Here is an 11,180-nt window from a genome sequence, read left to right on the forward strand (position 1 = left end):
TACGATCGAACGCGGTGGATCAGCACATGACTCGAGACGTGAGTGAGCGCGCCAGGTACGCGCAGTCGGGCGAAGACCTGGCAGACATTGCCTTGCTCGGACCCGTTTCGACCAAAGTGGGCGATCGCTTGGTTCCGCTGCCGGGTCCGCGAGCTCGAACTCTGCTGGTTGCGCTGGCGCGCAATCCCGGTGAGCCACGCACCGCGCAGAGCCTGATCGACGACGTCTGGGGGCTGGAGCCGCCGCGCTCACCGATGAACGCCCTCCACACTCAGGTCTCGCGCCTGCGATCTGCACTCCCGGACGGGGCCCTCGAGGTCACGGCGGCCGGATACCGGCTCACTCTCGCCAGAACGCGCGTCGACCTGGCCCGGGCAGCGGACGCGGCCCGTCGTCTGCACGCCGGCGACGCTGCCGCGTCCGAGGCACTTGCGGCCGCGACCGAGGCACTGCGCCTGTGGCGCGGCACACCCGGGAGCGACGTCGTCGGCGACGTCGCAGATCGTCTGGCGCTCGACGCGGGCCGCGTGTACGACGAACTGGAGACGGCGCAGATCGACGCGTTCCTCACGCTGGGGGAGTACGCGGCAGCCATTCCACTGGCGCGCGGACGGCACCTGGCGAGTCCATTCGACGACACGGCAGCCGAAGCGCTGATGCGTGCGCTCGCCGGAGCCGGGCGGGTCAACGAAGCACTCGAGGTGTTCGCGGAGTTCCGCAACCATCTCGCCAACCGTCTGGGCGCTGATCCGTCACCTGCACTGGTGACTCTGAACGCAGAACTTCTGGGGGCGCCGGCGGCAATACCGCGGGCTGCGCGTGCGATCGGCCTGCGCGCTGCCCCCAACACCCTGCTCGGTCGCGACAACGACATCGACCAGATCGAATCCTTGCTCGCCCGCTCACGTGTGGTGACGATTCTCGGACCCGGCGGTGCCGGAAAGACCCGTCTTGCACACGAATTGGGCCAACGTGCATCAGTGAATCAGCCGGGCGTCTCGGTGGTACTGGTGGAGTTGGCGTCGCTGCGCAGCAGCGAAGATGTGATCGCGGCCATCGGCGGCACCCTCGGAATCAGTGAATCCGACCTGGCGCCAGGCAAATTGACCGTCGGCCGGACACATTCGGCGCGAGAGCGACTCAAAGAGGCACTGTCCGCCGGTCCGATGTTGCTCATCCTCGACAACTGTGAGCACGTGATCGGCGCGTGTTCGGAGATCGCGGCCGAGATGATCGCGGCCGGCCGTCAGCTAACGGTACTGACTACCAGTCGATCTCCGCTCATGATCAGCGCCGAGGCGGTGTACCCGTTGCCGCCGTTGGCGATCGACGGCGGAACCGGCTCGGCAGTCGAGCTCTTCTCGGCGAGAGCACGCGCGGTGCGGCCTTCGGTTCACCTGGACGTCGACGCCGTCGTCAAGCTGTGTACGACGCTCGACGGACTCCCGTTGGCGATCGAACTCGCGGCCGCTCGGGTCCGGACGATGAGCGTCGACGAAATCGGTTCGAGACTGCGAGATCGGTTCGCGTTGTTGCGCTCCGATGATCCGACGTCTCCGGATCGGCATCGCACTCTGCACGCGGTGATCGACTGGAGTTGGAATCTGCTGGGCGGCGGAGATCAGATTGCGCTGCGTCGGTTGTGCCGATTCCCGGCAGGTTTCACGCTTTCCTCGGCGCAGGCCGTTGCCGGGTGGGGCGAGTTGACCGATGTGGCCGGTGCCGTCGGAGCGCTGGTGAATCAGTCTCTTCTTTCCGTCAGCGACGGGGAGGGTGAGCTTCGGTACTACATGCTCGAGACGGTCCGTGAATACGGCGAGGAGCAACTCGCCGCGTCCGGAGAGGGGCCGGAAGTGATTCGGCGCCTCGATGACTGGGCGATCGCGATCGCCGAGGACGCCGTCGTGCGTGCGCGCACCGATCAGCTGCGTCTGATTGCCGACCTGGACGCCGAGCACGACAACCTTCTCGCAGTTCTTCGCTGGGCAGTGGAGCGCGGCGACGCGGTCACCGTAGCCAACGTCTTTCCCGTCCTTGCGATTCTGTGGGCAGTGCGAGGATCGAACTCGGAAATCTCGAACTGGGCGTCGAAGATCGTCGGGGCTACCGCGGACAACGATCTGCGCGACGTGAATGCGGAACTGGTGGGCGCCACGTACATTCTGGTAGCGATGCATCTCTATTTCGGGGAGGCCGATCGAAACCATGCCCGCGCGCGGGTTCGTCTTCGAAAGCTGTTGCGTGAGCGCGATGATCTCGGTCCGTTGTTTGCGTTTCTGATCAGACTTTCCACGAGTGGGATCGCCAACCACAAACTTGCGCGGTTGGTTGCGGAGGGCGTTCGCAGCCCCGACCCCGAGACCCGAATGGCTGCGCTGTCCGCGCGTTCGAACATGCGGGAGAACATCGGCGATCTGCGCGGCGCATTGCTCGACGGGCAGGCTCTGTTCGACTATGCGACCAGTGTCGGTGACGAGTGGGGACTGGCGATGGCAGCCCAGCATGTCGGGTCGGTTCACAGCCAGTCCGCCCGCTACGGCGACGCCATTGCGTTCTACGCGATTGCGGCGGCGTCGATGGAACGTCTCGGCGCTCGTGACGAGGCGATGCAGCTCATCTGCTTTCAAGCCGGAGCGATGATCGCATCCGGTGACACCGCCGGCGGGCGAACACTTCTCGATCGGGCGCGCCCGGCCTTGGCGCACTCGACCGGGACCGGTGCGATCGAAACCGATCAACGGCGCGCGGCGCTCATGGCGAGCATTGCCGAGGCGGATCTCGCGGACGGCCGTATCGAGGACGGCCTGGCTCGGTATCGAGAAGCGCTGGAGCTGTTGGGTCCTGCAATCGAGAACATCTTCGGTGATCCCTTCGTCGTTCTGCTCGGTGCCGCGGCAGTGTGCGCTCACGTCGTTCACGGACGACATGAACTCGTGGCCGGTCGGGTTCTGCAGATGAAGGATTCGGGTGCTCTCAAGTTCGATCCGAACGGTTATGCGGACCTGCCGCTCGCGGGTTCCTTGGCGTCGGCGATCGGGTCGTTCGATCTTGTCACGGGCAACATCGACCGCGGGGTCGAGCTGATGGCTCTGTCGTTGAAAATGCCCGGGAGACAAGACTTCGTCTCGCTCCACCATGCGCGCCTGTCCGACTTCGCCGTTGGGGTGGTCGGAGCCGACAGGTGGTCTGTGGAAACCGAGAAGGTGTCGGGCTACTCACGCAGAGCGGTCCGCGAAGCAGTGTTGGCTGTGCTTCGCGGACCGGTGCTGGATTAGAGCTGGACAGTGGTGCGGGACTTACGTCTTGCGCATGTACATCCGGACGGTCAGAGGTGCCATGACGGCAACGATCACTGCGGCGCCCACCAGCGACCACACGACGTGGATACCGAAGTGACCGTCGTTGGCAAGCTCGCGAACTGCGGTCACCAAGTGTGAGACCGGGTTGACGTTCACGAACTTCTGAAGCCAACTCGGCATGGTGGCAGGATCGACAAACGCATTCGACAGGAACGTCAGCGGGAACAGCACGAGCATCGAAACACCCTGCACCGTGGACGCTTTGTTCATCAGCACGCCCATGAGGGCGAAGATCCAGCTGATCGAGAACGCGCACACCATGACCAGGATCGCGGCGGACAGAATGCCGACCACGCCGCCCGCGGGGCGGTATCCCATCGCGAAACCGACGATGAACGTGATGGTCGTGGCGATGCCGTAGCGCACGACGTCGGCGAGCAATGCGCCGGACAGCGGGGCGATACGAGCGATGGGAAGGGACTTGAAGCGGTCGAACACGCCCTTGTCCATGTCCTCACGAAGCTGGGTGCCCGTGACGATGGAACCGGTGATGACGGTCTGAACCAAGATGCCGGGGATGATCGTCGGCAGATATGCCGTCACGTCACCGGCGATCGCGCCGCCGAAGATATAGGTGAACATCAACGTGAAGATGATCGGCTGGATGACGACGTCGAACAGTTGCTCGGGGTTGTGCTTGATCTTGAGAATTCCGCGGTACGCCATCGTGAACGTGTTCGCGAAGCTCTGCTGCAGGCTGATGCGGCGGGGTGCGGCATCCGGCTGGGCTATCGGTGACCGGGGTTTGGTGAGGGTGGTTGTCATGCGACGCTCCGATCGGAGTCGTTGTCGGACTGGGCGTCGTTGCGTCCACCGTCTTCGGGCTGGTGCCCGGTGATGGTCAGGAACACTTCGTCCAGGCTGGGTTTCTGTACGTTGATCTCGTCGACGGCGATACCTTGCTCGCGCAGGCGGATCAGCAGGTCGGCGGTGATCGACGGGTCGCTCAACGGGGCGGTGATCCGTCCGACCTCGGGCGTGACACCTACCTCGACGCCGAGCGCCGACGCGATGAGCGAGCGAGCTTCCTCGGTGCGATCACGATCGACCAGCTTGAGTTGGAGCGAGGAGATCCCGACCGAAGCCTTGAGTTCGTCGGCAGTGCCGTTGGCGATCACGCGGCCGCGGTCGATCACCGCGATGCGATCCGCCAACTGATCGGCCTCGTCCAGGTACTGCGTGGTGAGCATCACCGTCGAACCCTCGGCGACCAATCGTCGGATGGTCACCCACATCTGGGCGCGGGTGCGCGGATCCAGGCCCGTGGTGGGCTCGTCGAGGAACAGCAGCGGCGGGCGGGCGATCAGGCTGGCCGCCAGGTCGAGGCGTCGACGCATACCGCCGGAGAAGTTCTTGAGCGGCTTGCTTGCTGCCTCGGCCAGGTCGAACTCTTCGAGGAGTTCGAGGGACTTGGTGCGCGCATCGCGGCGGCTCAGGCCGAGCAGTCGCGAGAAGATCACGAGGTTCTCGGTTGCGGTCAGGTCCTCGTCGACGGAGGCATATTGCCCGGTGACGCCGATCAGGGAGCGGACTGCGGTGGGTTCACGGCTGACGTCGTGGCCGAAGATGCGCGCCTCACCGCCGTCGGGGCGTAGGAGGGTGGCGAGCATGCGGACGGTGGTGGTCTTGCCGGCGCCGTTCGGCCCGAGGACGCCGAAGACCGAGCCGGTGGGGACGGTGAGGCTGACGCCGTCGACCGCGCGGTGCTCGCCGAACTTCTTGACGAGTCCGTCGGCCTCGATGGCAAGAGGCGAAGCTGTGTGGTTCATGGGGTGAAGCTTGGCAGATCGATCTTGCATGGACCTTGCGTGGAACTTGCGGTTACTTGCACAGCGCGCGAGGTCGGTGCTCCACAACCGGCAAACAATCCCCAGACGGATCTTGTTTGTCGGTGTGCGGGCGCGATGGCGTCACGCTCGCTGCATGGGAATTCTCACGCGGGCGCAGGCTCACCGGGACGGCACCAGCGATGCGCAGTTGCAGCGAGCGGTCAGGCGCGGTGAGCTGTACCGAATCGCAGCGGGGATCTACATGCGAGCCGATCACTTTCGCGAACTCGATGAGAGAGCACGCCACCGGTGCGCTGTCCTCGCGGCCGCTGAAACCTGTGGTCCAGGTGCGATCGTGAGCCACGCTTCGGCAGCGGTCATGCACGGATTAGATTGCGGCGGATTGCGATTGGGCACCGTGCACATGACGCGTAACCGGTGCTCGGGTGGGCGGAAGAGTCGGACCTTGCATCTTCATCCAGCAGTGGTCCCGCCCGAGGAGGTCGTGCTGATCGACGGTGTCGCAACCACGTCACTTGCGCGAACGTTCGTCGACCTCGCACGGACGACGTCGTTCGAGAACGCCGTGGTGATCGGCGATTGCGCCCTGCGACGCGGGATGAGACGTGAGGACGTCGACGCTTCGCTCGATCATGCGCGCGGAAGGCTGGGCATGAGTCGTGCGCGAGTGGCGGCGGAGTTCATCGAACCGGGTGCCGAGAGCCCAGGGGAGTCCATCAGCCGCGTACGCATGCGCGACGACAGATGGCCGAAGCCGACCCTGCAGCACGAGATCCGTCATGGTGGCCGGTTCATCGGACGAGTCGACTTCTTCTGGAAAGAGCACGGTGTGGTGGGCGAGTTCGACGGGATGGTCAAGTACCGCGGCGACAATCCGGGTAGGGCGGTTCTTCCGCGCAGCCGCGCGCTGATTGTGCAGCCGCGGGGCTGATCAGGCCTGCGGCTGAACAATAGTGCTGCGGCTGCTAGCTGAACCGCGCTACCAGGGCGGCGCGGTCGAGCTTGCCCGGCCCACGCAGGGGGAGCGCGTCCACGACGAACAGCTCGCGCGGCGCTGCGGTGACGTCGAGTGTCCGCTGAGCATGTGTGCGTAGTTCCGCGAGCGTCGGAGCTTCGCCCTCCGGTACGACCACGGCCACCACCCGCTGCCCGAGACGCTGGTCCTCGATGCCGATCACCGCGCACTCGCGAACGGCGGGGTGATCGGCCAACGCGGCCTCGACCACCTGCGGTACGACGGTCAGCCCGCCGGTGGAGATAGCCTCGTCCAGTCGGCCGCTGATGCGCAGGACCCCGTCGACCACCGATCCGGCGTCGTCGGTCCGGAACCACCCGGGCTCGGCGAAGGCAGGGTGGTCGGGAAGCCCGCGGTACCCGGACGCGAGCATCGGCCCGCCCAGCAGAACCCGGCCGTCGTCGATACGAATCTTTGCCCCGGACAACGGGATTCCGTCGTACACACAGCCGCCCGACGTCTCACTCATTCCGTAGGTTCGGACGACGGTGATGCCAGCTTCGGTGGCCTGCGCGAGTACCGGTGCGGGAGTCGCAGCGCCGCCGAGCAGGACAGCGTCGAGCGAAGCCAACGCCTCGACCGCGGAGCGATCACCGAGCGCCTTGACCAACTGCGTCGGCACCAACGAGGTGTAGCGGCGCGGTCCGCTCATCGCGGCGACAGCGCCCGGCAAGGCCGCCGGGTCGAAACCCGCACTGACGTCGACGATCACCGGTTGTGTTCCGGCGAGGACGCTGCGCAACAGAACCTGCATCCCGGCGATGTGGTGCGGAGGGAGAACCAGCAACCAGGATCCCGGCCCGCCGAGGCGTTCATGCGTCGCGTCGCCGCTGGCCCGCAGTGCGCTCGCCGTGAGCATCGCACCCTTGGGAGTGCCGGTGGTTCCCGAGGTCGCGACTACCAGCGAAACACCGTCGTCGATGGGCTGATCGGGGTGCAGTGCATCGCTCAGGCGGGCCGACTCGCGGGCGTCGGCCGCCGGGACGGGGAGCACGGCGTCGTGCTTGCCTTCGAGGATCTGCGCGATGCGCGGCAGCACCTCGAAAACGGCCTCACCCTGCGGAACGGCCAGTGTGCGAAGAACGTTCACCGGACGTCCGGCCCGGCGAGCGGCCATCCACCGGCAGCCAGATGGCTTCGCACACGGTCGACGTCGGTTTCGAGTGGCATCTCGTTGGTGATCTTCGTGATGAGGACCTGGATGTCGGTCTTCTCGATGGGCAGATCGCCGTCCTCGATCAACGCGTCGGCGACGGCGTCGACCTCGGTTTCGGAGAGTCTGCGAGTGAGAAGTGCGAAGAGGGGGATGTAGTCCTGCTCAGGGACGCCATTGGGATAGCCGGCCCGCAACCAGCCGACTATCGACGTGAGGAAGGGCGGAAGGGCCATGACGTCAGCTCACGTCTCGAACTTCGTTGTCTGATTCCGCGTCTTCGATGACCGGCCACCCACCTGCACGCAGTCTCTCGCTGACACGATCGACGTCGTCCTCGGAAGGCTCCTCGTTGAGGATTCCCTCGATGATGGCGCGGATGGTGTCGTAGTCGACGTGCCGGTCCGGTACTTCGTGTGCCGACTCGATGGACATCGAAACGACCTGCTCGATCTCCTCGTCGGTCAGACGACGACGGAGAACGGCGAGCAGCGCAAAATGATCCTTGTCCGGGATGCCCTCGGGGTACCCGGCACGCAGCCAGTCGAGCACGCTGCGCAATGAATACTTGCTCAAATCCTCGGCCTCATTTTCGTTTCGGTGGTTTCAGTGGTGTGCCGCGACGACCACTCAGAAGACGTGGATTCCGAACGTGCTGGCCAAGAAGTTCTTCATCAACAACAGTATTCCGGCGAAGATCGTGACGAGCACGACCGCAAAACAGAGGTACGCACCCATTTTACCCAGGGTGGACGGTCCTTCGGTGCCGTCGGCGTTCGGCAGGCTCAGCGACTTGAGGCCGAAGGCGAAGATCGCCGGCAGTCCGGCTCCGAAGAGCAGTCCGACTGCCACTACCTGCCAGAGCGAATCGAGGGTATCGGTGAGTAGATGCATTCTCTTGCGCCCCTTTCAGGAGTTGCGAGTGGGTTCGGTGGACGGAGTGGGATCGGCGACCGGAATCTCGCGAGCCGTCGCATCCGGATTCTCGTCCCATTCGGCGGTGACGTTGGCCGCGTCTACGGGTTCCTTACGCGAACGCAGGTACATGAAGATCGCGAACGCGATGAGAGCGGCGAAGACGACGAGCACCCCGGCCAGTCCGCCGACCAGATGCGCGAGTGCCCAGCAGATAGCGCCGACGACGGCGGCCGACGGCAGCGTGATCAGCCAGGCGGCGGCCATCCGACCTGCGACGCCCCAGCGGACCTCCGCGCCCTTGCGGCCGATGCCGGTGCCGAGGATGGATCCGGTGGCGACGTGGGTGGTCGAGAGGGGGAGTCCGAGATGGCTCGACGTGAGGATGATGGCGGCCGACGACGCTTCGGCTGCCAGACCCTGCGGCGCGGCGATCTCGACAAGGCCCTTGCCCAGGGTGCGGATGATGCGCCAACCGCCGAGGTAGGTGCCGAGAGCGATCGCGACGGCACAGGTGAACTTCACCCAGAACGGCATCTCGGTTTCGGCGGTGATGGTGCCGTGAGCGACCAGGGCCAAAAAGATGACGCCCATCGTCTTCTGGGCGTCATTGGTGCCGTGCGCAAGTGAGATCAGTGAGGCGGTGCCGATCTGGCCGTAGCGGAAACCGCGCTCACGCTCGTCTTCCTTGACGGATGCGGTGATTCGGTACACGAGCTTGGTGCCGACGCCGGCGACCAGAGCCGCGACGACGGGCGCGAGGATTGCGGGCACGACGACCTTGGTCAGAACGCCACCCCACTCGACGCCGCCCATACCGATGGAGGCGATTGCGGCGCCGATCAAACCGCCGAACAGTGCGTGCGAGGAGCTCGACGGCAATCCGAGCAGCCAGGTCGCCAGATTCCAGATGATTCCGCCGACAAGACCGGCGAACACGATCAGCAGCAGATCCTGCCCACTGACCGCGCCGAGGTTGACGACGCCTTTGGCCACGGTTGCGGCGACCTCGACGGACAGGAACGCACCGACCAGGTTCAAGATCGCGGAAAGTGTGACCGCAACTTTGGGCTTGAGTGCACCGGTCGCGATGGAGGTGGCCATTGCGTTACCCGTGTCGTGAAAACCATTCGTGAAATCGAACGCGAGGGCGGTGACAACTACCACCAGGAGGATTAAAAGCTCTGCGGTCACAACGTGAATTGTGCGTATCGAACGCGTAAAAGTACAGCGAACGGGATGCGAACAGCGGCTCCGTGGAGTACGTCGCCGCGCGTGGGCTGCGGCGCTGCCGTTCGTGATGTGTTCAGCGCCACGAAATTCGAACCTTGTGTGGGACCTCACTTTTTGGTCTCACTCACCGGGAAGGCACATTCGGGCCGTTTTAAACGCTGATTACCTACGGGCACCGAGCGCACCGGAACAGGGGTTTCACCCCTGTATCTCGGTGTCTGTCAGTGAGAAGGAGAGCTCCGACCGTGAAGCCCAACAAGTCCACGAAGCTGATCGTGGCACTCGCCGCGACCGCCGTTCTGGCATCAGCCTGCGCATCGAATCGTGGTGACGATCCCTACGCCGTTGCCGTCGGCGGATCAGGCGTCAGCGCCGACGTCGCGTCGAGCACCTCCGATGCCAAATTCGGCACCCTCGATTCGCCGTGCGGCGAAGGCGATGCCACTGGCGCAACCGATCAGGGTGTCAGCGACACCGAGATCAAGATCGGGTTCGGTGACGACCGCGGGTACGTGAAGTCTCCGGGGCTGAACAAGGAAATGAGCGACGCGGTGAACGCGCTCATCTCGTGGTGCAACGATCAGGGCGGCATCAACGGCCGCAAGGTCGTCGGAACCGACTACGACGCCGCGATGACACAGGCCAACTCGGTCATGCAGGAAGCGTGCGCAAGCCAGTTCATGATGGTCGGCTACGGCTTCGCGATGGATCAGACCGCCGAGCAGACGCGTGTCGCGTGCAACCTGGTGTCCGTGCCAGGCTTCACCGTCTCGCCCGACGCAGCCAACGGACCGATGACGTTCCAGGGTGTCCCGTTCCCGGTCGATTACGCGAACGGCTCGCAGTGGTTCCAGATGGCCGAGATGCACCCCGACCTGGTCAACGACTTCGACGTCGTCAACAGCACGATGCCCACGATCATCAGCTCCACCACGAAGATTCGTTCGATTGCCGAGGCTGCGGGCTTCAAGCTCAAGGATTGTGGCGTCACCCTCAACTACGAGGGTGAATCGAGCTACGTGCCGTTTGCCGAGAAGTTCAAGGAGTGCGGCGCGAAGGGGATCTGGACGTCACGATCGGCGAGCCCTTCGGAACTGAACTTCGTCAAGGCGCTCGACCAGGTCGGGATCGACCCCATCTTCTTCGGTGAAGCCACCTGGTACGGCGCGACCGTCTCCGATTGGAACAAGGACACCGGACTGCTCGACAACCTCAACGCGGGCATGACCTTCCAGATGCTCGAGAACGCGGACAAGGTGCCCGCAGTGAAGAAGTACGTCGATCTGGTTTCCGAGCAGGGCGGCAAGACCGCGCTCCTCGGTATGCAGGCGGCGTCGTCGTTCCTGCTGTGGGCAGCCGCCGCGGACGAGTGCGGCAGCGATCTGACGCGCCAGTGCATGGTCGACGAACTCTCGAGCATTCACGAGTGGGACGGCGGCGGACTGCACGCCGCCACCGATCCCGGCAAGAACATGCCGGCCACTTGCGGACTCACGACCGCGCTGACGGGCAATACCTACTCGCAGGCGTTCCCGTCGACCGCGGGCGAATTCAAGTGTGACCCCAAGTACCTCGTCGCGACCGACAAGAGCACCTGGGGAACCGAACTCGGCACCGACCGCGTGTCGACGAAATACCAGAACGCGAACGTCATCAAGCCGCAGTCCTGATTCTCCTGACTCGGGCGGTGAGCGCCAACCACCGCCCGAGTCCCT

At 64.7% G+C, this 11,180-nt stretch carries 10 protein-coding genes; 3 read left to right on the plus strand and 7 right to left on the minus strand.

Annotated features, from left to right (window positions below):
• The first annotated feature begins 26 nt into the window (after positions 1–26).
• Entirely contained in the window at positions 27–3,275 is a 3,249-nt protein-coding gene (locus ACFT1A_RS12050; protein ID WP_378447159.1) for a BTAD domain-containing putative transcriptional regulator, read from the plus strand.
• A 21-nt stretch (positions 3,276–3,296) separates the two neighbouring features.
• Here ACFT1A_RS12050 and ACFT1A_RS12055 read toward each other — a convergent pair whose 3' ends face one another.
• Positions 3,297–4,124 carry an ABC transporter permease gene (locus ACFT1A_RS12055; protein WP_003941848.1) on the minus strand — a complete coding sequence of 276 codons (828 nt, stop codon included), beginning with the start codon at positions 4,122–4,124 and terminating at the stop codon, positions 3,297–3,299.
• The gene (locus tag ACFT1A_RS12060) at positions 4,121–5,128 is read right to left on the minus strand and encodes an ATP-binding cassette domain-containing protein (RefSeq protein ID WP_378447160.1); all 1,008 of its coding nucleotides are present in this window, start codon (positions 5,126–5,128) and stop codon (positions 4,121–4,123) included. Before ACFT1A_RS12060 ends, ACFT1A_RS12055 begins: the two co-directional genes overlap by 4 nt.
• Before the next feature lie 154 nt (positions 5,129–5,282).
• On the opposite strand from ACFT1A_RS12060, the gene ACFT1A_RS12065 reads away from it, so the two are divergent.
• Entirely contained in the window at positions 5,283–6,080 is a 798-nt protein-coding gene (locus tag ACFT1A_RS12065; protein WP_378447161.1) for a hypothetical protein, read from the plus strand.
• A 34-nt stretch (positions 6,081–6,114) separates the two neighbouring features.
• Here the strand turns inward: ACFT1A_RS12065 and menE are convergent, their stop codons facing one another.
• Genes menE through ACFT1A_RS12090 form a run of 5 tightly spaced genes read right to left on the minus strand, consistent with a single transcriptional unit; the run spans position 6,115 to position 9,426 of the window.
• Positions 6,115–7,281 (minus strand): o-succinylbenzoate--CoA ligase, encoded by a 1,167-nt coding sequence (gene menE / locus ACFT1A_RS12070; protein ID WP_378447162.1) that lies wholly within the window; start codon positions 7,279–7,281, stop codon positions 6,115–6,117.
• On the minus strand, positions 7,251–7,553 hold the full coding sequence (locus ACFT1A_RS12075) for a DUF3349 domain-containing protein (protein ID WP_003941976.1): 303 nt from the start codon (positions 7,551–7,553) through the stop codon (positions 7,251–7,253). The genes menE and ACFT1A_RS12075 overlap by 31 nt, the downstream gene beginning before the upstream one ends.
• Positions 7,554–7,557: 4 nt before the next feature.
• Positions 7,558–7,893: a DUF3349 domain-containing protein gene (locus tag ACFT1A_RS12080; RefSeq protein ID WP_378447163.1), complete on the minus strand. Its 336-nt coding sequence runs from the start codon at positions 7,891–7,893 to the stop codon at positions 7,558–7,560.
• 54 nt (positions 7,894–7,947) lie between these two features.
• A complete protein-coding gene (locus ACFT1A_RS12085) occupies positions 7,948–8,211 on the minus strand; it encodes a hypothetical protein (RefSeq protein ID WP_003942079.1) in 264 nt (87 codons plus the stop codon).
• 15 nt (positions 8,212–8,226) lie between these two features.
• Positions 8,227–9,426, minus strand: a complete 1,200-nt coding sequence (locus ACFT1A_RS12090; protein WP_378447164.1) for an anion permease — start codon at positions 9,424–9,426, stop codon at positions 8,227–8,229.
• Positions 9,427–9,710: 284 nt separating this feature from the next.
• Between ACFT1A_RS12090 and ACFT1A_RS12095 the strand changes: the two genes are divergently transcribed.
• Entirely contained in the window at positions 9,711–11,135 is a 1,425-nt protein-coding gene (locus tag ACFT1A_RS12095; protein WP_378447165.1) for an ABC transporter substrate-binding protein, read from the plus strand.
• The last annotated feature ends 45 nt before the right edge of the window (positions 11,136–11,180 follow it).

This window comes from Rhodococcus sp. NPDC057135, from assembly GCF_042670865.1.
GTDB lineage: Bacteria > Actinomycetota > Actinomycetes > Mycobacteriales > Mycobacteriaceae > Rhodococcus_F.